General features: G+C 58.7%; 18 protein-coding genes, 4 tRNA genes, 1 pseudogene and 1 riboswitch (1 of these 24 cut by a window edge). Of the genes and pseudogenes, 3 read left to right on the top strand and 20 right to left on the bottom strand.

Features of this window, described 5'->3' with window-relative positions:
* The 5 genes and pseudogenes from arsJ to LAB08_RS23620 all read right to left on the bottom strand — a co-directional run.
* A protein-coding gene (arsJ, locus tag LAB08_RS23605) for an organoarsenical effux MFS transporter ArsJ (protein WP_096509455.1) crosses the window boundary here: on the bottom strand, nt 1-176 show its beginning. Its footprint begins 1,039 nt before the window's first position; the window shows 176 of its 1,215 coding nt (coding positions 1-176); its start codon is at nt 174-176; its stop codon lies beyond the left edge, outside the window.
* A 9-nt stretch (nt 177-185) separates the two neighbouring features.
* Nucleotides 186-1,190: an ArsJ-associated glyceraldehyde-3-phosphate dehydrogenase gene (locus LAB08_RS23610; protein WP_096509454.1), complete on the bottom strand. Its 1,005-nt coding sequence runs from the start codon at nt 1,188-1,190 to the stop codon at nt 186-188.
* Nucleotides 1,191-1,309: 119 nt separating this feature from the next.
* Nucleotides 1,310-1,666 carry a metalloregulator ArsR/SmtB family transcription factor gene (locus LAB08_RS23615; RefSeq protein WP_096509453.1) on the bottom strand — a complete coding sequence of 119 codons (357 nt, stop codon included), beginning with the start codon at nt 1,664-1,666 and terminating at the stop codon, nt 1,310-1,312.
* Nucleotides 1,667-1,674: 8 nt separating this feature from the next.
* A pseudogene (locus LAB08_RS30445) lies at nt 1,675-1,958 on the bottom strand (low molecular weight phosphatase family protein).
* Nucleotides 1,959-2,200: 242 nt separating this feature from the next.
* Nucleotides 2,201-2,277, bottom strand: a tRNA-Arg gene (locus LAB08_RS23620).
* 626 nt (nt 2,278-2,903) lie between these two features.
* Between LAB08_RS23620 and LAB08_RS23625 the strand changes: the two genes are divergently transcribed.
* A complete protein-coding gene (locus LAB08_RS23625; RefSeq protein ID WP_003178899.1) occupies nt 2,904-3,230 on the top strand; it encodes an Arc family DNA-binding protein in 327 nt (108 codons plus the stop codon).
* A 104-nt stretch (nt 3,231-3,334) separates the two neighbouring features.
* Here the strand turns inward: LAB08_RS23625 and mgtE are convergent, their stop codons facing one another.
* Nucleotides 3,335-4,777 carry a magnesium transporter gene (gene mgtE / locus LAB08_RS23630; RefSeq protein ID WP_096509451.1) on the bottom strand — a complete coding sequence of 481 codons (1,443 nt, stop codon included), beginning with the start codon at nt 4,775-4,777 and terminating at the stop codon, nt 3,335-3,337.
* A gap of 320 nt (nt 4,778-5,097) precedes the next feature.
* On the opposite strand from mgtE, the gene LAB08_RS23635 reads away from it, so the two are divergent.
* A complete protein-coding gene (locus tag LAB08_RS23635; RefSeq protein WP_096509450.1) occupies nt 5,098-5,616 on the top strand; it encodes a cell envelope protein SmpA in 519 nt (172 codons plus the stop codon).
* 20 nt (nt 5,617-5,636) lie between these two features.
* On the opposite strand, the gene LAB08_RS23640 is transcribed toward LAB08_RS23635, so the two are convergent.
* From LAB08_RS23640 to ltaE, 7 genes are all read right to left on the bottom strand, one after another.
* A tRNA-Arg gene (locus tag LAB08_RS23640) sits at nt 5,637-5,713 on the bottom strand.
* A 72-nt stretch (nt 5,714-5,785) separates the two neighbouring features.
* Nucleotides 5,786-5,862, bottom strand: a tRNA-Arg gene (locus tag LAB08_RS23645).
* Between the two features lie 107 nt (nt 5,863-5,969).
* A tRNA-Ser gene (locus tag LAB08_RS23650) sits at nt 5,970-6,060 on the bottom strand.
* 62 nt (nt 6,061-6,122) lie between these two features.
* Nucleotides 6,123-6,311, bottom strand: a complete 189-nt coding sequence (csrA, locus tag LAB08_RS23655; RefSeq protein WP_002554426.1) for a carbon storage regulator CsrA — start codon at nt 6,309-6,311, stop codon at nt 6,123-6,125.
* Nucleotides 6,312-6,497: 186 nt separating this feature from the next.
* Nucleotides 6,498-7,739 (bottom strand): aspartate kinase, encoded by a 1,242-nt coding sequence (locus tag LAB08_RS23660; protein ID WP_096509449.1) that lies wholly within the window; start codon nt 7,737-7,739, stop codon nt 6,498-6,500.
* A gap of 91 nt (nt 7,740-7,830) precedes the next feature.
* Nucleotides 7,831-10,455 carry an alanine--tRNA ligase gene (gene alaS, locus LAB08_RS23665; RefSeq protein ID WP_096509448.1) on the bottom strand — a complete coding sequence of 875 codons (2,625 nt, stop codon included), beginning with the start codon at nt 10,453-10,455 and terminating at the stop codon, nt 7,831-7,833.
* 146 nt (nt 10,456-10,601) lie between these two features.
* Nucleotides 10,602-11,606, bottom strand: a complete 1,005-nt coding sequence (gene ltaE, locus LAB08_RS23670) for a low-specificity L-threonine aldolase (protein WP_096509447.1) — start codon at nt 11,604-11,606, stop codon at nt 10,602-10,604.
* A 196-nt stretch (nt 11,607-11,802) separates the two neighbouring features.
* Nucleotides 11,803-11,973: riboswitch (FMN riboswitch) on the top strand.
* Between the two features lie 102 nt (nt 11,974-12,075).
* On the opposite strand from ltaE, the gene LAB08_RS23675 reads away from it, so the two are divergent.
* Complete coding sequence (locus LAB08_RS23675; RefSeq protein ID WP_096509446.1) at nt 12,076-12,585, top strand: 6,7-dimethyl-8-ribityllumazine synthase; 510 nt, start codon at nt 12,076-12,078, stop codon at nt 12,583-12,585.
* A gap of 119 nt (nt 12,586-12,704) precedes the next feature.
* On the opposite strand, the gene astE is transcribed toward LAB08_RS23675, so the two are convergent.
* From astE to LAB08_RS23710, 7 genes are all read right to left on the bottom strand, one after another.
* Nucleotides 12,705-13,715 (bottom strand): succinylglutamate desuccinylase, encoded by a 1,011-nt coding sequence (gene astE / locus LAB08_RS23680; RefSeq protein WP_096509445.1) that lies wholly within the window; start codon nt 13,713-13,715, stop codon nt 12,705-12,707.
* A 12-nt stretch (nt 13,716-13,727) separates the two neighbouring features.
* Nucleotides 13,728-14,015 carry a hypothetical protein gene (locus LAB08_RS23685; protein WP_047532370.1) on the bottom strand — a complete coding sequence of 96 codons (288 nt, stop codon included), beginning with the start codon at nt 14,013-14,015 and terminating at the stop codon, nt 13,728-13,730.
* A gap of 61 nt (nt 14,016-14,076) precedes the next feature.
* Complete coding sequence (gene astB, locus LAB08_RS23690) at nt 14,077-15,423, bottom strand: N-succinylarginine dihydrolase (protein WP_096509444.1); 1,347 nt, start codon at nt 15,421-15,423, stop codon at nt 14,077-14,079.
* Between the two features lie 164 nt (nt 15,424-15,587).
* A complete protein-coding gene (astD, locus tag LAB08_RS23695; protein ID WP_172901657.1) occupies nt 15,588-17,057 on the bottom strand; it encodes a succinylglutamate-semialdehyde dehydrogenase in 1,470 nt (489 codons plus the stop codon).
* Nucleotides 17,054-18,079, bottom strand: coding sequence for an arginine N-succinyltransferase (gene astA, locus LAB08_RS23700; protein WP_096509442.1), 1,026 nt, complete (start codon nt 18,077-18,079; stop codon nt 17,054-17,056). Before astA ends, astD begins: the two co-directional genes overlap by 4 nt.
* Nucleotides 18,080-18,153: 74 nt before the next feature.
* Nucleotides 18,154-19,173, bottom strand: coding sequence for an arginine/ornithine succinyltransferase subunit alpha (gene aruF / locus LAB08_RS23705; protein WP_096509441.1), 1,020 nt, complete (start codon nt 19,171-19,173; stop codon nt 18,154-18,156).
* A gap of 254 nt (nt 19,174-19,427) precedes the next feature.
* Entirely contained in the window at nt 19,428-20,648 is a 1,221-nt protein-coding gene (locus LAB08_RS23710; RefSeq protein WP_096509440.1) for an aspartate aminotransferase family protein, read from the bottom strand.
* Nucleotides 20,649-20,673 lie beyond the last annotated feature (25 nt).

Below are 20,673 nucleotides of genomic sequence, written 5' to 3' on the forward strand. Positions count from 1 at the left end.
AAGAGTTCGTAGAACAGAAACAACGCCGCAATTTGAAGTGGACTGTAGCCCAAGGCGTGAAAGTGCAGCACCACCAACATGCGCAGAGCGCCGTCGGTGAGGGTGAAGGCCCAATAATTGCCGGTCACGAGCAGGTACTGTCGCACTTCGGGCGCGAGGGCTAACAACGCTTTCATGACCGCTCCTCAGACTGCCAGACCGACCATTTTGGCCAGTTCGACGGTACGGTTGGCATAGCCCCATTCGTTGTCGTACCAGGCATAGAGTTTGACCTGGGTGCCATTGATGACCATGGTCGACAGCGCATCAATGATCGATGAGCGCGGGTCGGTGCGGTAGTCGATGGACACCAGTGGACGCTCCTCGAAACCGAGGATGTCTTTCAGCTCGTTCTCGGAAGCGTCCTTGAGGAGTTGATTCACCTCCTCCACAGTGGTGACTCGCTCGACCTCAAAGACACAGTCAGTCAGTGAAGCGTTGGCCAGCGGCACGCGCACAGCGTGACCATTCAGTCGCCCACGCAGCTCCGGGAAAATTTCGGCGATGGCAGTGGCCGAGCCGGTGCTGGTCGGAATCAGACTCATGCCGGAAGCACGCGCACGGCGCAGATCCTTGTGCGGCTGATCGAGGATGCTCTGGGTGTTGGTCAGGTCGTGAATAGTGGTGATGGAGCCGTGACGAATGCCCAGCTTCTCGTGGATCACCTTCACCACGGGCGCCAGACAGTTGGTGGTGCACGAAGCGGCGGTGACGATGCGATGTTCAGCTGGCTTGAACAGCTGATGGTTGACGCCCATGACGATGTTCAACGCGCCCTTTTCCTTCACCGGAGCGCAGACCACCACACGCTTGACGCCCTGATCCAGGTAGGCCTGCAACACCGCCACGGTTTTCATCTTGCCGCTGGCCTCGATCACCAGATCGCAACCCGACCAGTCGGTGTCGGCAATCGCTTTGTTCGCGGTCACCTTGATGCGCTTGCCGCCGATCACGACATGATCGCCCTCTGCGCTGGCGTCGCTGTGCCAACGGCCGTGCACAGAATCGAAGTTGATCAGGTGTGCATGGGTGACCGCATCACCGGCCGGATCATTGATCTGCACGAATTCAAACTCTGGCCAGTTCCAGGCTGCTCGCAGAGCGAGGCGACCGATCCGACCGAAACCATTGATGCCAACTTTGATAGTCATGTTGTTGCGCTCTGTATCTGTTGTCAGAGGGAGTTCGACTGGGTGTCGAACTGGCTGATGTATTCGATATGGGCAGGGTGTTGAATGGCGCGCGGAAGGGGGAATCAAACGATCTGGTTTTAACAGCAGGCAAGTGCCCGCTCAGGCCGATCACCCATTTCATCAAGGCGTTTTGCATCAGGACCTAACCAATGCTTGTTGTTATCGAGCACCGTAGTCAGCACTTGATGAACCCAGTCCGGCAGATTTGGATGCAACCGGTAATAGACCCATTGGCCTTGCCGACGGTCAGACAACAGGCCGCAAGTCCGCAGTTGTGCGAGGTGCCTCGAGATTTTTGGCTGACTCTCGTTCAACGCGCAGGTCAACTCGCAAACACACAGTTCACCTTCACGGGTGATAAGCAGCATCGTGCGTACCCGAGTATCGTCAGCCAGGCATTTGAAAACAGTGGTCGGTATCAGATGGTCAGTCATATCGTTTCTCAGCGCTTGTTTTTGACCAAAACGAACAGCTTGATGCGCTCATGAATTTCGTGAAGGGCATAACGGAAGGCCTCGGATTGGTGCTGGTCACTGGGTCCTCAAAACTCCAGGCCAACGCCTCTACTGCTCCAGGTAACGAGAGGCAATCGGCTGCGGCCTTTTCACACAAGGTGATGACGTAATCGAAACGCTCACCACGAAATTCGTCTATCGACTTGCCGCGCAATCCTCCGCTACTCACACCGATATGTGAGAACGCCTTGTGAAGCCTCTGCTCGCATATGGCTTTTCGAATATATGGTTTTCCATATATTAAGTAAAGGCGGCGGACATCGATCCGCGAGCGATTCTTATCGAAGCGAAGGGCGCAAGATGATTTTTTCGACAGGGAAGCTGACTCCTCAATCAGAACTGATTGAGGTTGCGTATCGCTGGTAAATCGAGAAAATCCACCCGCTATTGCACCCGCCCTGCCCCATGGACGCATAGCTGATAAATGATGAATGTTGGACATAGCGAATAATATGGTGTCCCAGGGCAGGTTCGAACTGCCAACCTTCCCCTTAGGAGGGGGATGCTCTATCCAATTGAGCTACTGAGACACAAATGTCTGCGAGGATACGCAGAGCGGTAGACGGCGAGCATGTTAACGGGCAAGCCTGCCTTTGTCATGTCGTCCGTGGGCTTTTTAAGTGTAGGCAAGTGCTCCACTGAGCCGCGACGTTTTACCAGGCAAACCGGTAAGCTTCCCACTTTCCTCTCATGCAGCAAGCAGAAACGCCAAGCATTTGCTATTCGAGCGGGCCAGACGACCCCGTCGTGGTCGGCCCGGAGGCACTCCCCCTTTTCGCCATCCATCCTAAATAGGCCTCACTGCACACGCACCTCTAGTAAATCGGCCATTTGCCACTATCCTGTAAAGGGTAAGGAACAGCCGCATGAAATGCCCTCAGATATTTCGACTTCGGCTGTAGGGCTGAGGACGCGGTCAGCGATACGGACCCAGACAGCTTTCCAAACCAGTCCGCATTTCTGATAATTGGTGCTGGCATAACGCCTTTATCCAGTTCAATATTTGTCACAGAATTGACGCCAATGATCTGGCAACTTTGAGGCATGATGCCAGCCTCTATCAATTCAGGTTGAACATTTGGCCATTGCGCTTGTCGTATCAGACATCCTGCGGCCAATCCCGAGAACCGCTCCCCTGAACTAACCGGTTAAATATATGCGCCCATTGAAACAGGCAATTTATTCCAGCCGTACGGCTGACAAGTTCGTCGTACGTCTGCCAGACGGAATGCGTGAACGCATTGCCGAGGTGGCTCGCAATCATCACCGCAGCATGAACTCCGAAATCATCGCGCGCCTTGAGCAAAGCCTTATTCAGGAAGGCGCACTGGGCGAAGAACTAAGCATGCGCCTGGACAGCCCAGAGCTCTCGTTGCACGAACGTGAATTGCTGCAACGCTTCCGCCAACTCTCTCACCGCCAGCAAAACGCTCTCGTCTCACTTATTGCCCATGATGCCGAGATGGCTGCTGACGCCTCCTGATTCAAATACTGAAAGCTCAAGCCAGCCTGATCGCTGGCTTTTTTTTGCCTGAAATTCGGGCATAAAAAAACCCGCGGATGGCGGGTTTTTTTCTCGCAAGAAACTCAGAGCAGGAAGATCGTGGCCAGCCCAAGGAAAATAAAGAAGCCACCGCTATCGGTCATAGCCGTGATCATTACACTCGCGCCCATCGCCGGGTCGCGCCCAAGCCGCGCGAGCGTCATCGGAATCAAAACCCCCATCAACGCCGCAAGCAACAGGTTTAGGGTCATGGCAGCAGTCATCACCACTCCCAAAGACCAGCTGCCGTAAAGCAGGTAAGCAACAACGCCGATCACCCCACCCCAGACCACACCATTGATCAGTGCAACCGCCAGTTCCTTGCGCATAAGTCGCGAAGTATTACCGGTGCTCACCTGATCCAGCGCCATGGCTCGAACGATCATGGTGATGGTCTGGTTACCGGAGTTGCCACCGATACCCGCCACGATCGGCATCAACGCCGCAAGCGCCACAAGCTTCTCGATGGAACCCTCGAACAGACCAATCACCCGAGATGCAACGAATGCGGTGATCAAATTTATCGCCAGCCAAGCCCAACGGTTGCGCAATGACTTCCAGACCGATGCGAAAATATCTTCTTCTTCACGCAGACCCGCCATGTTGAGAACTTCGTTTTCGCTCTCTTCACGAATCAGGTCGACCATTTCATCGATGGTCAGACGGCCAATCAGTTTGCCGTTTTTATCGACCACTGGTGCGGAAATCAGGTCATAACGCTCAAACGCCTGGGCGGCATCGTAGGCTTCTTCGTCCGGATGAAAACTCACCGGGTCGCTGGCCATGACTTCAGAAACCTGCTTCTCCGGATCATTGACCAGCAAACGCTTGATCGGAAGCACACCCTTGAGGACACCGTCGTAGTCGACCACGAACAGTTTGTCCGTATGGCCAGGCAACTCCTTGAGTCGCCGCAAGTAACGCAGAACCACTTCGAGACTGACATCCTCGCGGATGGTCACCATTTCGAAGTCCATCAATGCACCGACCTGCTCCTCGTCATAGGACAAAGCAGACCGTACGCGTTCGCGCTGCTGGGCATCGAGGGTTTCCATCAACTCGTGGACGACGTCTCGCGGCAGCTCGGAGGCCAGGTCAGCGAGTTCGTCTGCATCCATGTCCTTGGCCGCAGCCAGGAGCTCGTGATCGTCCATGTCGGCGATCAGGGTTTCACGGACCGAGTCGGATACTTCGAGAAGAATGTCGCCGTCGCGATCAGCCTTGACCAATTGCCAGAGTGTCAGACGATCGTCCAGCGGCAAGGCTTCAAGGATGTAGGCAACGTCGGCGGAGTGCAGATCATCGAGCTTGCGCTGCAGTTCGACGAGGTTCTGCCGGTGAACCAGGTTTTCGACCCGGTCATGATGCGGGCCTTCCTGGCGGTGAGTCAGGTCTTCAACCACTCGCTGACGCTGCAACAGCTCAACAACTTGAGCGAGGCGGTCCTGCAAGCTTTCCTGTGTTTTCTTTACTTCAATTTCAGACATAGGCGAACTCCACTCCCAGCAGTGGAGCACGCCGGAAGGATCAATCAGTCAATTCATGATTGGAAAAACGGTTTACTGAGTAACTACTGGGTAAGTCCATGGAGGTATTCCACAAGCCCCGGCGGGGCTGACGGGCGCAATGATACACCGCCTGACGGTTTTAAATGTTAAAAAATCGCGGCTGAAACAAGCGCTTGCAAGACAAACTTGAGCGCCGTCCTGATCCTTCAAACTGCGACGACTCATCCTGAAAAGAAAACACACCACAGCGGAAAAATGTGGCGGCTAACCTTGATTTCAATCGTCACGGAGGACGCTTGATGCCATCGAATGCGCAGTATTGCTTTCTTATCGCCCTGCTCTGTCCGCCCTGTGCGCTTGCCACGACCATTCACCGATGCGCGGCACCCAACGGGCATATCACCTATACAACGCTAAGCTGTGCCATCGACGAAAGCCTTACGGCCCATGAAGTCCGCACACCAACAGCCGGCAGCGTGGCGCCCACCCTCATGCCCGAAGCCGAATCTCGCGCAACTTCAGGCGTGAAGATTCAAGACAGAGATCCAACCGTTGTCGGCAAGACAGAGGACAAATGTGGAAGCCAGATCAGTGCGAGAGAGCGGCGCGAAGCCATTCTCAATCAACGGATTATTGCAGGCATGACTCAGCAAGACGTCGAAAGCGCTCTCGGCAAGCCGAGCAAGATCAGTATTCGGAATTCGAGCACGAGCTACCGCTACGAAACCAAGCGAGGTCGTAGCGCCTACATAGAATTCGATGAGAGAGGATGCACGAAAGGAAAAGCCAAATCCCAGACGGCAAAAAGCCCGCTTTAAAGGCGGGCTTTTTGTTTGTATGGTGCACTCGACAGGATTCGAACCTGTGACCGCTCGGTTCGTAGCCGAGTACTCTATCCAGCTGAGCTACGAGTGCATTTTGTGTTTTTAGACCAGACCACAACTGGTTGAAACAGAGTAGCTCACATCACTGCAAACAACTCTTAAATGGTGCACTCGACAGGATTCGAACCTGTGACCGCTCGGTTCGTAGCCGAGTACTCTATCCAGCTGAGCTACGAGTGCATTTGTTGCCGCGCATTATAGGCCGTCTAATCTCTATGTCAAACACTTTTTCTAGTAATTTCAACAACTTACCGAAGAAGCCAGATTACAACGTACTACGCAAATAATGGCGGAGAACGGGGGATTCGAACCCCCGACACCCTTTTGAGGTGTACTCCCTTAGCAGGGGAGCGCCTTCGGCCACTCGGCCAGCTCTCCGCAACACGGGGCGTATATTAACCAGCTTCTTCCCCGTTTGCAAACATAAAAAACGATAAAAATTAATGGCTTGGTTCTTCGTCCTTCTCTTTCTTGATGCGCAGGTAAATTTCCTCACGGTGGACAGCCACCTCTTTAGGCGCGTTCACCCCAATACGCACTTGATTTCCTTTGACGCCGAGCACGGTCACGGTGATTTCGCCATCACCAATAATCAGGCTTTCTGCGCACCGACGAGTCAGAATCAACATACCTTTCTCCTCACGCCTTACATTTCAGGGACAACAGTCTGCAAAAAAAAGGCACTCGACCTACAACCAAAGCGGTCGCGGCCTACATGCCTGAGTATTGACTAGCGCGAGCAAAAGAACAGCCTCGGGGTCACGCCATTCAAAAAAACAAAAGGCGCGGTCAGACCGCGCCTTTTGGCAAACGCATCACTCGCCCTGGCGGGCCGGCGCGTCCAGATCGAAAGCTGTGTGCAGGGCGCGCACAGCCAGCTCCAGATACTTCTCTTCGATCACTACAGAGACTTTGATCTCCGAAGTCGAGATCATCTGGATGTTGATGCTTTCCTTGGCCAGGGATTCGAACATGCGGCTGGCTACGCCTGCGTGAGAGCGCATGCCAACACCAACGATCGAAACCTTGGCGATCTTGGTGTCGCCAACGACTTCACGGGCACCGATCTCACTAGCGGTGTTTTCCAGAACGGCTTGCGCAGCCTGGTAATCATTACGGTGCACGGTGAAGGTGAAGTCGGTGGTGTTATCGTGCGCGACGTTCTGCACGATCATGTCGACTTCGATGTTCGCGGCGCTGATAGGGCCGAGAATCTTGAACGCTACGCCCGGGGTGTCTGGCACGCCACGGATGGTCAGCTTGGCTTCATCGCGGTTGAAAGCGATGCCGGAAATGATCGGCTGTTCCATGGTTTCCTCTTCATCAATAGTAATGAGGGTACCCGGACCCTCCTTGAAGCTGTGCAATACGCGCAGCGGAACGTTGTACTTGCCGGCGAACTCCACCGCACGGATCTGCAACACCTTGGAACCGAGGCTGGCCATTTCCAGCATCTCTTCAAAGGTAATCTTGTCCAGGCGCTGTGCCACGGACACCACACGCGGGTCAGTGGTGTATACGCCGTCGACGTCGGTGTAGATCTGGCATTCGTCAGCCTTCAGGGCTGCCGCCAGGGCCACGCCGGTGGTGTCGGAGCCGCCACGACCGAGGGTGGTGATGTTGCCGTGCTCGTCAACGCCCTGGAAACCGGCAACAACCACGACACGACCGGCCTTCAGGTCGCCGCGGATCTTCTGGTCATCAATCTGCAAGATACGCGCTTTATTGTGCGCGCTATCCGTCAGGATCCGTACCTGGTTGCCGGTGTAGGACACCGCAGGCACGCCGCGCTTGATCAGCGCCATGGCCAACAGGGCAATCGTCACCTGCTCACCGGTGGACACGATCACATCCAGTTCACGCGGAACCGGCTGGCCGTCGCCACTGATTTGCTTGGCCAGATCGATCAGACGGTTGGTTTCGCCGCTCATTGCAGACAGCACAACCACCAGGTCATCGCCGGCATCGCGGAATTTCTTAACCTTGTCGGCGACCTGCTCGATTCTCTCGACAGTACCGACCGAGGTGCCTCCAAATTTCTGTACGATCAAAGCCATTTCAAAGCCGCCTCTGCCCATGAAGGGCGCCCAAATAATCACTCAAACAGCGTTGCGGCCCGCCACTAGACTGCGGGCCGCAAGCACTGCCTTATAAACCCTGCTCTACAAACGGAACGGTCAGCGCCAGTGCCGCATCCAGTGCGCCGGCGTCAGTACCACCGCCCTGCGCCATGTCTGGACGACCACCGCCCTTCCCGCCCACTGCCGCAGCGGCTTGCTTCATCAAATCACCGGCTTTGAGTTGGCCAGTCAGGTCTTTGGTTACGCCTGCAACCAGAACGACCTTTTCCTCATGGACACTGCCGAGCAGGATCACTGCGCGACCGAGTTTGTTTTTCAGCTGATCAACCAGCGCCAGCAATGCCTTGCCGTCCTGACCGTCCAAACGCACGGCCAGCACTTTCACACCTTTGACGTCCAGCGCTTGCGCCGACAGATCGTCGCCGGCCGCGCTGGCTGCCTTGGCTTGCAACTGCTCGAGTTGCTTCTCCAGCAGACGGTTGCGCTCCAGCACAGCCGACAGCTTGTCGATCAGGTTGTCGCGGCTACCCTTGACCAGGTTGGCCGCTTCCTTGAGTTGTTCTTCCGCCGCATTCAAGTAGGCCAGTGCCGCAGCACCGGTGACTGCCTCGATACGACGCACACCCGAAGCCACACCGCCTTCGCTGATGATTTTCAGCAGGCCAATGTCGCCGGTACGGTTGGCGTGGATACCACCACACAGTTCGACGGAGAAATCGCCGCCCATGCTCAGCACACGAACGCTGTCGCCGTACTTCTCGCCGAACAGCGCCATGGCGCCTTTCTGCTTGGCGGTTTCGATATCGGTTTCTTCGGTTTCAACTTCGGAGTTCTTGCGAATCTCGGCGTTGACGATCTCTTCCAGCGCTTTCAGCTGTTCAGGCTTGATGGCTTCGAAGTGACTGAAGTCAAAGCGCAGGCGCTGACTGTCGACCAGCGAGCCTTTCTGCTGAACGTGATCGCCCAGCACCTGGCGCAATGCGGCGTGCAGCAAGTGAGTGGCCGAGTGGTTCAGCGACGTCGCGTGACGCACTTCGGCATCGACATGAGTCTCGACCGGGGCACCTACAATCAGGCTACCCGAGTCAAGCACACCGTGGTGCAGGAACGCGCCGCCGGTCTTGGTGGTGTCGCGCACGTCGAAACGCGCAGCGCCAGCCTGGAGGAAGCCGCAATCACCGATCTGACCACCGGATTCCGCATAGAACGGCGTCTGGTTCAGAACCACCACGCCTTCTTCGCCTTCATTCAAGACGTCGACCGATTGCCCGTCCTTATAGAGAGCAACGATCTTTGCCGAACCGCTGTGAGCGGTATAACCGGTGAACTCGGTGTCCACGTCGACCTTGACCAGGCTGTTGTAATCCATGCCGAAGGAACTGGCGGAACGTGCACGGACGCGCTGGGCTTCCATTTCGCGCTCGAAGCCTTCTTCGTCGATGGTCAGGCTGCGCTCACGGGCGATATCGCCGGTCAGGTCCATCGGGAAGCCGTAGGTGTCGTAGAGTTTGAACACGACATCGCCCGGCACCACGTCGCCCTTGAGCTCGGCCAGATCCTGCTCGAGGATTTTCAGCCCCTGCTCCAGGGTCTTGGCGAATTGCTCTTCTTCGGCTTTCAGCACGCGTTCGATGTGTGCCTGCTGGGATTTCAGCTCCGGGAAGGCTTCGCCCATCTCGGCGACCAGGGCCGCGACGATCTGGTAGAAGAAGCTGCCCTTGGCGCCCAGCTTGTTGCCATGACGGCAAGCACGACGAATGATCCGGCGCAGCACGTAGCCGCGGCCTTCGTTGGACGGCAGCACGCCATCGGCAATCAGGAAACCGCAGGAACGAATGTGGTCGGCCACGACTTTCAGCGAAGCCTGAGCATCGTTGGTGCAACCGATGGCCTTGGCCGATGCGCTCAGCAGGCTCTGGAACAGGTCGATTTCATAGTTCGAGTGAACGTGCTGCAGCACGGCACTGATCCGCTCCAGGCCCATGCCGGTATCCACCGACGGTGCTGGCAGCGGGTGCAACACCCCATCGGCGGTGCGGTTGAACTGCATGAACACGTTGTTCCAGATTTCGATGTAACGGTCGCCGTCTTCTTCCGGCGAGCCCGGTGGGCCACCCCAGATGTCGGCGCCGTGATCGTAGAAAATCTCGGTGCAAGGACCGCACGGGCCGGTGTCGCCCATGGTCCAGAAGTTGTCGGAAGCGTACGGCGCGCCCTTGTTGTCGCCGATGCGAACCATGCGCTCCGCCGGAACGCCGATTTCCTTGGTCCAGATGTCATACGCCTCGTCATCGCTGGCGTAGACAGTGACCCAAAGCTTTTCCTTCGGCAGGTTCAGCCACTTGTCGGAGGTCAGGAAGTTCCAGGCGTAGGTGATTGCGTCACGCTTGAAGTAATCGCCGAAGCTGAAGTTGCCCAGCATTTCGAAGAATGTGTGGTGACGAGCGGTATAACCGACGTTTTCCAGGTCGTTGTGCTTGCCGCCGGCGCGCACGCATTTCTGGCTGCTGACGGCGCGGGTGTACGCGCGTTTTTCCTGGCCCAGGAAGCAGTCCTTGAACTGGTTCATCCCCGCGTTGGTGAACAGCAGGGTTGGGTCGTTGCCCGGAATCAAAGAGCTGGAGGCTACACGGGTGTGGCCTTGCTCTTCGAAGAAGCGAAGGAAGGCTTCACGGATTTCTGCGCTTTTCATTAGGTTCTTCCACGGAGGCTGCGGCCAAAGGCCTGTTCGAAACGTCAACAGACGAAACGACGGCAAAGGGCCGCATTATATCGGCCCTGTGCGCGGGGTACAGCGTGTTTATACGATAGAAACGGTCAATTGGACGGCTAACGCTATCACTTACGTGAAAAGTCGACGAATGTCGCGACGACCTGCTCGATTTGCGCAGCGCTGACGTCCATGTGCGTGACCATCCGCAGGCGTGCGGCGGCGCTGAGCCTGACCCCGCGTTCAGCGGCAAAGGCCTTGATCGCCTCGGCCCGGTCGCCCATGTTCACATAAACCATGTTGGTCTGTACCGGCTCGACCTCATAACCCGCCGCGCGCAGGCCTTCGGCCAGCAATTGGGCGTTGGCGTGGTCGTCGGCCAGGCGCTGAACGTTGTTGTCCAATGCATACAAACCAGCCGCCGCCAGGATTCCGGCCTGGCGCATGCCGCCGCCGACCATCTTGCGCAGGCGCCGCGCCTTGGCGATCAACTCCGCCGAGCCGCACAACACCGAACCGACCGGCGCGCCCAGGCCTTTGGACAGGCAGACCGAGACGGAATCGAAATGCCGGGTGATTTCCCGGGCATCGACACCCAGCTTGACCGCCGCGTTGTACAACCGCGCACCGTCCAGATGCAACTGCAGCCCGTGCTCGCGGGTAAAGCGGCGGGCCCGGGCCAGGTATTCCAGGGGCAGAACCTTGCCCTGCATGGTGTTTTCCAGTGCCAGCAGTCGAGTGCGGGCAAAGTGGAAGTCATCCGGCTTGATCGCGGCAGCGACTTGCGCCAGGTCCAGCGAACCATCGGCTTGCACTTCCAGTGGCTGCGGCTGAATCGAGCCAAGCACCGCCGCGCCGCCCCCTTCGTATTTATAGGTGTGCGCTTGTTGGCCGACGATGTACTCGTCACCGCGCTCGCAATGGGCCATCAACCCCAGCAGATTGCTCATGGTGCCGGTCGGGACAAACAACGCCGCGGCAAACCCCAGGCGCGTTGCCAATTCAGCTTCCAGCCGATTGACCGTCGGATCTTCGCCATAAACATCGTCTCCGGTGGCCGCGGTGGTCATCGCGTCGAGCATGCCGGCGGTGGGTTGGGTGACTGTATCGCTGCGAAGATCGATAACGCTCATGAATCTGGCCTCGGTTAGCAGGGGAAAATCCCTTTCAGGTAGGAATTACTGCGGTCATGCCGCTGAATAATCAACCCTTGTGTAGGAAAAGGCTTGTTGAACCGACGAAAAAGTCGATAAGAATCATCAGATAGCAGCGATGCACAGGTGAGAAATATGTGTTAAAAAAGCGGCGCCGCCAAACAATCTGACGGCAAAACGTTCTCAGGGCGGGGTGCAACTCCCCACCGGCGGTAATTGCGCGCAACGCGCATAGCCCGCGAGCGCTTGGTGACGGCACGGCTTCGGCGGTGACTGGCGGCAAGGTCAGCAGACCCGGTGTGATTCCGGGGCCGACGGTCATAGTCCGGATGAAGAGAGAACGGGATTGTTACCGATGGGCCCTGCGCAGCATTCGTGCGAGCGCGCGTACCCTGAAATCCCCTTCGATTCATAACGCCCTGTTTTTCACACAAACAGGAGTCAGAACATGCAACCCACCGCAATCGACAGCAAAAGCAAACACCATCAGGGCGAGCGCGTTGCGTTCATCCAGGCCTGCTGGCACAAGGATATTGTTGACCAGAGCCGTAAAGGCTTCGTCGCCGAAATGATTGCCCAGGGTTATCAGGAGTCCGACATCGATTTCTTCGAAGTCGGCGGCGCCTTTGAAATGCCCTTGCACGCCAAGTTGCTGGCCAAGACCGGCCGTTATGCCGGCATCGTCGCGGCAGCCCTGGTGGTGGACGGCGGCATCTACCGTCACGAGTTCGTCGCCCAGTCGGTAGTCAGCGGCTTGATGCAGGTTCAGCTGGAAACCGAAGTGCCGGTGTTCTCGGTGTCCCTGACCCCGCACCACTTCCATGCCGGCGAAGAGCACCACAAGTTCTTCTTCGAACATTTCGTGCATAAAGGCCAGGAAGCGGCGAGGACGTGTGCGGATACGTTGAAAAAAATACGAGCATTGCGTCGCACTGAACACCGCGCAGTAGCGGTGTAAGCAGTGTAAAACCTGTGGGAGCGAGCCTGCTCGCGAAGACGGATTGTCAGTCAGCAATTATGTCGACTGATACACCGCTTTCGCGAGCAGGCTCGCTCCCACAATGTTTAGTGTTGTGCTCAGGCGAGGTTATCGTCGCTGGTTGGCACGATCAGGATGCCGGCGCGCAGGCCATTCTTCACCTTGGGGTTCGGGAAGATAATCCGGGCGCCCTCCTCCTCGATGATCCAGCGGGTATTGGCGATGTCTTCCGCCAGCAAATACCCCACGTCCAATTCGGAAAAATTCTCGATGTCCGCTGGCAGGTTCAAGCGGAAGCTATCGCTATGCTTGATGATTTCCCGTGCCACGCTGAACAGTTGCAATCCGTCCAGCGCCGCCTCGGTCGACTCCGGCTCGTTGCCTTCGATGATTTGCTTAAGTCGGTTTTCCAGCAGCGAGACGTTAACGCCGTCGTTCTGCCCGAACGGCCGCGCCTTACCCAGTTCGAGGGTAAAGGACTCTGCCCCGAGCTTGTCGTAGGTGTAGGAACTGAAAACGATGGACGGCTTGTTCTGCAGCAGCACCGCCTCCATGCCGGCGGCGCGCAAGCGGGCCAGTTCCTGGCGCGAATGCTGGCGCCCTTCTTTCCAGGGGTACAACGCGAACTGCTCGATTTTCGAGCCGCGGATCGCGGTGTGCAGGTCGTAGTGCAGGCGCTGGCGATCCGGCAGGCTGAAGAAACTGGCGGCCAGCCGCTCGAGTTCACAGGCGCGCAAGGCTTCCGAGCCGCTGCTTTGTTCGTGACGGCCATTGAATAGCCGATTGACGTCCTGCTCGACGAAACGCTCGCCCTTGCGAATCGCTTCGGGGTTGCCGAACAGGAACAGAATACGGGCGCACGGCTTCAGATCGCCGCGAGCGATGTCATGCAACAACCGATCAAGCAATTCGATCGGCGCTGTTTCGTTGCCATGGATCCCTGCGGACAGCAGCAGATCCAGGCCATTGTCGCGCGCTTCGGGCGGCCGGACTTCCAGCGCACCCTCGCTCAACCAGCGCATGCGCACGCCTTCGACAGTCAGTTGAGTCTTCTCCGCCGGTTCGCGGCCGGCGAGGGTCAGTTCAAGCAGTTTGCCGAGGGCGAGCATAGAGCGGTTTCCTTAGTGATCGTGATTGCAATCCGGGCCGTGAACGTGGTCTTCGTCGCCGACTTCAGCCGGTTCCATTTCCAGTTGCAGACTTACCAGATTAGTCGCCAATGGGCGCAGCAGCAGGTTGGCGTATTCGGCGTCGCCTTCTTCGACGTCCACGCCGATCAGCAACTGCCCGCGGCCATCGTGCTGGATCCACAGCTCTTTGCCTTGCCACATGACCGCGACGCGGGTGCAGGAGGTTTCCAATTGCGTGCCGTCGGTGTCTTCAAGGATCAGCTGCAGTTTGTCGCTCATGTAATAACGCTCTCGTTTGAGATGAAGCGGCGCGCTGTCGTGTCCGAAAGCGCGCCGTCGATCAATTGATCTGGAATGGATAAACCGCGCCCAGTTTAAGGATTTGCGTCAGTTCATCCAGTGCCGTCCGGCACTCAAGCAGCAATTGCGGGTCCGCCAGATCGTTTTCGGTCATGCGGTCGCGGTAGTGCTTGTTAACCCATTCGGTCAACGTGCCGTACAACGGTGCCGTCATGATAACCCCTGGATTGACCGCCGCCAGTTCGGTTTCGTTGAGCGCGACGCGCAACCTCAGGCAAGCAGGGCCACCGCCGTTCTGCATGCTTTGCTTGAGATCGAAAACCTTCACCTCGCGGATCAGGCCGCCGGAACTGGTCAAACTCTGCAGGTATTGCCAGACACGCTCATTGCCACGGCATTCTTCCGGCACGATCAACAGCATGGAGCCGTCAGCACGCGACAGCAATTGGCTGTTGAACAGGTAGGACCGAACCGCGTCTTCGACCGTTACTGCGGAACGTGGCACACAGATCGACTGAAATTTCCCACCGACCTTGGCGAGTTTGCTCTGCAATTCAGCCAACATCTGTTCGGTCTCGAGGAACGCGTCCTCGTGATAGAACAGCACTTCACCGTTGCCCACGGCGATCACGTCGTTGTGGAACACGCCCTGATCGATCACAGACGGGTTCTGCTGGGCGTAGACCACACCGTCATCCTTCAAGCCGTGCAGGCGAGCGACGGCCTGGGACGCTTCAAGGGTCTGGCGTGCCGGGTACTTCTGCGGAGCCGGGTAGCGGGTGTCGAACGCGCTGCGGCCGAAGACGAAGAACTCGACGCCGGCTTCGCCGTATTCACGGCAGAAACGCGTGTGGTTGGCCGCGCCTTCGTCACCGAATTGCGCCACGGCCGGCAACGCGGCGTGGTGTGCGAAGTGTTTATGGTCGGCGAACATCGCCCCCAGCACGCGGCTGGTGGTCGGGTGTTCGATGCTGCGGTGGTATTTGCAATTGAGGTTGGCGGCCGTGAAATGCACGCGGCCGTCCGCGGTGTCGGCACTCGGGCTGACGGTAGCGGCGTTGGCGACCCACATGCTCGACGCCGAGCAACTGGCGACCAGCAGCGGCATCGCTTCTTTGGCAGCGCGCTCAATCACTTCAGCGTCGGTTCCGCCAAAGCCAAGGCGACGCAGAGCCGCCACATCCGGGCGCTCCTGAGGTGCCAGCACGCCTTGCTGAAAGCCCATGTCCATCAGCGCCTTCATCTTCGCCAGGCCTTGCAGGGCCGCTTCCTTCGGGTTCGAAGACTGCTGGCTGTTGCTCTGGGACGCGACGTTGCCGTAGGACAGGCCACCGTAGTTATGGGTCGGCCCCACTAGACCGTCAAAATTGACTTCATAGGATTTCATCAGCGAGGCTCCACGAGAATCTGTTTGTTATAGGCTTCAGTAACTATTCAGTACGACCGAGGCGCGGCCATCGCTGGCAAGCCAGCTCCCACAGTGATTGCGTCGTACACAAGATGTGTGAACGCCACCGAACCTGTGGGAGCGGACTTGCCCGCGAATGGGCATCACGCCATTTTCACGCCAGGCGTCAGGGCCGCTGGCAACACCAGGTTCGGCGTTTCCAGCGAGGCCACCGGGTACGCGCAGTAATCCGCCGCGTAGTAAGCGCTGGCGCGATGGTTGCCCGAAGCGCCGACGCCGCCGAATGGCGCGCTACTCGCGGCGCCGGTCAGTTGCTTGTTCCAGTTGACGATACCGGCACGGCTTTCCAGCCAGAATTGCTGATAACGCGCTTCGGAGTCCGAGAGCAGACCGGCGGCCAGGCCGTAGGCGGTATCGTTGGCTTCAGCGATCGCCGCTTCAAAATCAGCGTAGCGGATCACCTGCAGCAACGGACCGAACAGCTCTTCATCCGGGCGCTCGGCCACGGCGGTCACGTCGAGAATGCCTGGGGTCAGCAGTGCGGCCTGGGCCTGGGGTTGAGTCATTTCCAGCAGCGCCACCGCGCCGTTGGCCAACAGATGCTCCTGGGCCTCCATCAGCGCCTTGGCCGCACCGAGGGAAATCACCGAACCCATGAATGGCGCCGGTTGCTGATCAAAAGCGCCGACCTCAATCGTCGAGCTGACTGCCACCAGTCGCGCCAGCAATGCATCGCCCCAGGCGCCTTGTGGCACCAACAGGCGGCGTGCGCAGGTGCAGCGTTGACCAGCAGAAATGAACGCCGACTGAATGATGGTGTACACCGCGGCTTCCACATCGGCGACCTGATCGACCACCAGCGGGTTGTTACCGCCCATTTCCAGCGCGAGGATCTTGTCCGGACGGCCGGCAAACTGATTGTGCAAGTGATTGCCGGTACGGCTGGAGCCGGTGAAGAACAGCCCGTCGATCCCCGGATTCGCCGCCAGGGCGATACCGGTTTCGCGGGCGCCTTGCAGCAGGTTCAGCACACCGGCCGGCAGACCGGCCTCGATCCAGCACTTGACCGTCAGTTCGGCGACTTTCGGTGTCAGTTCGCTGGGCTTGAACAGCACACTGTTACCGGCCAGCAGTGCCGGCACGATATGACCGTTGGGCAAGTGGCCCGGGAAGTTGTAAGGGCCGAAAACGGCGACAACACCATGGGGTTTGTGGCGCAGCACGGCGGTGGCGTCGCCCAGCGGGCCGCTCTTCTCGCCGGTGCGCTCACGGTAGCTCTGCACCGAGATGGCAATCTTGTTGACCATGCTGGTGACTTCGGTCGCCGCTTCCCACAGGGGCTTGCCGGTTTCCTCACCGATGGTGCGAGCCAATTCGTCAGCGCTGGTCTTCAAGGCTGCGGCAAAGGCTTCCAGTACCGAAATGCGCTCTTCCAGGGTCCGACGGGCCCAGCCCGGGAACGCCTGACGCGCCGCTTGCACGGCCGATTCAACCTGAGCGGCGGTGGCGCCTTCACCCGACCACAGCACTTGCTGGGTCACCGGGTTCAGCGACTGGAACGTTTCGCCCTGACCGGCCAGCCATTCACCTGCAATGTATAGCGACTTCATTATTTCGACTCCCGAGCTGCGGACAACGCCACGGCGCGCACTTGATCGCCAGCGTTGAGTTGAAGACGTTTGGCGGTCAGCGGGTCGACCACCAGCGTACCGGCGGCCAGACGTGCCGGAGCGGCAGTGATGCGGCAGTCTTCGCGCTTGCGGTTGTGAATGATGAATGGCGTGGCGTCGTCACCCGGTGTGCCGATGGCCAACACCAGCGCCTGGCTGTCACGCACGGCGCGGATCTTGCCGGTTTCGCATTCGATGGCCGGGCCTGCGTCGAAAATGTCGACGTAACCCTGGTAGCTGAAACCTTCGCTCTTGAGCATGGCCAGCGCCGGCTCGGTGTCCGGGTGCACCTGACCGATCACGTTGCGTGCATCCGGCGACAGGAAGCAGGTGTACAACGGGAATTTCGGCATCAGTTCGGCGATGAACGCCTTGTTGCCCACGCCGGTCAGGTAGTCGGCCTGGCTGAATTCCATCTTGAAGAAGTGTCGGCCCAGGCTTTCCCAGAACGGCGAGCGCCCGGCGTCATCGGACACGCCGCGCATCTCGGCAATGATCTTGTTGCCGAACAGTTGCGGGAACTCGGCAATGAACAGCATCCGCGCCTTGGACAGCATGCGGCCATTGAGGCCACTGCGGTAATCGGCGTGCAGGAACAGCGAGCACAGCTCGGAGTTGCCGGTCAGGTCGTTGGCCAGGAACAGCGTCGGGATTTCGCGATAGATGTTCAGTTCCTGGGACGCGCTGACGGTCAGACCGACGCGGAAGTTGTACCAGGGCTCCCGCAGGCCAACGGCGCCTGCGATGGCGGAAATGCCCACCACGCGAGCGTTGTCGTCTTCGAGCACGAACAGGTAGTCCGCATCGCCCCGCCCGGCTTCGCCACGGAAGGTCTTCTCGGCCCAGCCAACCCGATGGGCCAGACGCTCTTCGTTGGCCGGCAAGGTGGTCAGGCCGGTGCCGGTGCTGCGGGCCAGGTCGATCAGAGCGGGTAAATCGCTGCTGCGTACGGGACGAACGATCATGCTATCTCCTCAAACGGGCCGCCAACGCCACCCGCGAAACTTCGCTGCTTTGCAAGACTCTTTTCAGTCAGGTGTCAAACCGCTACCAGGCGCACGCTGGCACCTTCACCGACGCCCAGGGCTTCGGCCGCATCCAGGTCGAGAGTGACGGGTTTGCCCGGCGCGTAATCGAGCTCGAGCATGACCGCGCGGTAATCCTGCAACTGCGCGTTGGACACCAGGTACTGTCGACCGACACCTTTGACCGGCTCGCCGATTTTCACCGGCACCACGCGGCTCTGGGCGATCGAACGGATCCCCGAGACGCGGGCATGCAGGGTCGGGCCGCCGTCGAAAATATCGATGTAGTGATCGGTCTCGAAGCCTTCGCGCATCAGGATGTCGAAGGTGATCTGCGCCCGTGGATGCACCTGGCCCATCGCTTCTTGCGCAGAGTCTGGCAGCAACGGCACGTAGATCGGGTAATGCGGCATCAGCTCGGCCAGGAACGTACGGCTCTTCAGACCGCAAAGACGCTCGGCTTCGGCGTAATTGAGGTCGAAGAAGTTGCGGCCAATGGCATCCCAGAACGGCGAGTCGCCGTTTTCATCGCTGTAGCCGACGATCTCGGTCACCACGGAATCGGCAAAGCGCTCCGGGTGGCTGGCCACGAACAGCAGGCGACCACGGGAGTTGAGCTCGGCCCAGGGCGAACCCACCAGCTCACGCTGTACGTAGAAACTGGTCAGCAAGCTGTTGCCGGTCAGGTCGTGGCACTGGGAAAGCACGTGAATCTTGTTATGAATCTTCAGCTCGCGAGAGGCGTGCACGAAGGTTTCATTGCGGAAGCTGTAGAACGGCTCGGAATAACCGGCGGAAGCGACGATCGCCGAGCAGCCCACCAGTTTGCCGGTGGCCGTGTCCTCGAGGACGAAGAAATAGCTTTCTTCACCGTTGAAACTCACTTCGGCAGCGAACGACGCCTCGCTCGCGGCGATCTTGTCGCTCAGGCGTTCAACGTCATCCGGCAAGGAAGTGACACCAATCGGGCTGTCCGCAGCCAGACGCTGTACCTCGCCCAGATCAGCCATTTGCGCGGGGCGCATCACCAGCATGGTGTCACTCCTTAATCAAGAACAGGTCGACCCGATTGGCCGACGGGAAAAAAATACCGGGGTTGCTCAACACATCGCCCTCTGTAGGAGCTGGCTTGCCAGCGAAGGCGACCGTTTGATCACCGCGAGGCCTTCGGGCCTCTTCGCTGGCAAGCCAGCTCCTACAGGGGTCATGCGTCGGGCAGGCCCGGCACGGAAAAATTGTCTCGGCGCTCACCCTTGAGAATAGGCGCCGAGCGTCACGCGACCTGAATTCAGGCTTGGGTCAGTTTTGCCGCAGCGCGTTCGAAGCGGTCCAGACCGGCATCGATGTCGGCGTCTTCAACCACCAGGCTAGGCGCGAAACGGACCACGTCCGGCCCCGCTTGCAACACCATCAGGCCTTCTTTCTCAGCGGCGTTGAAGATGTCCTTGGCCTTGCCTTTCCAGGCGTCGCTCAGCACACAACCGATCAACAGGCCCAGACCACGCACCTTGGTGAACAGGCCGTACTTCTCGCCGATCTGCTCCAGGCGAGCCTTGAACTTGTCGTGCTTGGCGTTTACACCGGCCAGCACCTCAGGAGTATTGACCACGTCGACCACCGCTTCCGCGACCGCGCACGCCAGCGGGTTGCCGCCGTAGGTGGTGCCGTGGGTGCCGACGACAAGGTGCTTGGCCAGGTCTTCGGTGGTCAGCATCGCCGCGATCGGGAAACCGCCGCCCAGGCTCTTGGCGCTGGTCAGGATGTCCGGGATCACGCCGTAGTGCTGATAGGCGAACAGTTTGCCGGTACGGCCCATGCCGGTTTGCACTTCGTCGAAGATCAGCAGCGCGTTGTGCGCGGTGCAGAGCTCGCGGGCGCCTTGCAGGTATTCGAGTTCAGCCGGGATAACACCGCTTTCGCCCTGGATCGGCTCCAGCACCACCGCGCAAGTCTTGTCGGAAATGGCGGCTTTCAGCGCGGCCAGATCGTTGTACGGCACGTGGGTGATACCGGTGATTTTCGGACCGAAACCGTCGGAATACTTCGACTGGCCACCGACGTTCACGGTGAACAGGGTACGACCGTGGAAGCTGTTGAGCGCGGCGATGATTTCGTACTTCTCGCTGCCGAAGCGGTCGTGACCGACGCGACGGGCCAGCTTGAAGGCGGCCTCGTTGGCTTCAGCGCCGGAGTTGCAGAAGAAAGCACGCTCGGCAAAGGTGGCATCGATCAGCTTATGGGCCAGGCGCAGGGCCGGCTCATTGGTGAACACGTTGGACACGTGCCACAGCTTGTTGGCCTGTTCGGTCAAGGCGCCGACCAGCGCCGGATGCGCATGGCCCAATACGTTTACGGCAATCCCGCCGGCGAAGTCGATCAGCTCGCGACCGGACTGGTCCCAGACGCGGGAGCCGGCGCCACGCACAGGAATGAAGGCGGCAGGCGCGTAGTTGGGAACCATAACCTGATCGAAATCGGCGCGTTGTACCGCAGCGTGCTCAACGGACATCGGAGTCTCCTGAAGAGAAAACACT

Source organism: Pseudomonas izuensis (assembly GCF_002356535.2).
Taxonomy (GTDB): domain Bacteria; phylum Pseudomonadota; class Gammaproteobacteria; order Pseudomonadales; family Pseudomonadaceae; genus Aquipseudomonas; species Aquipseudomonas izuensis.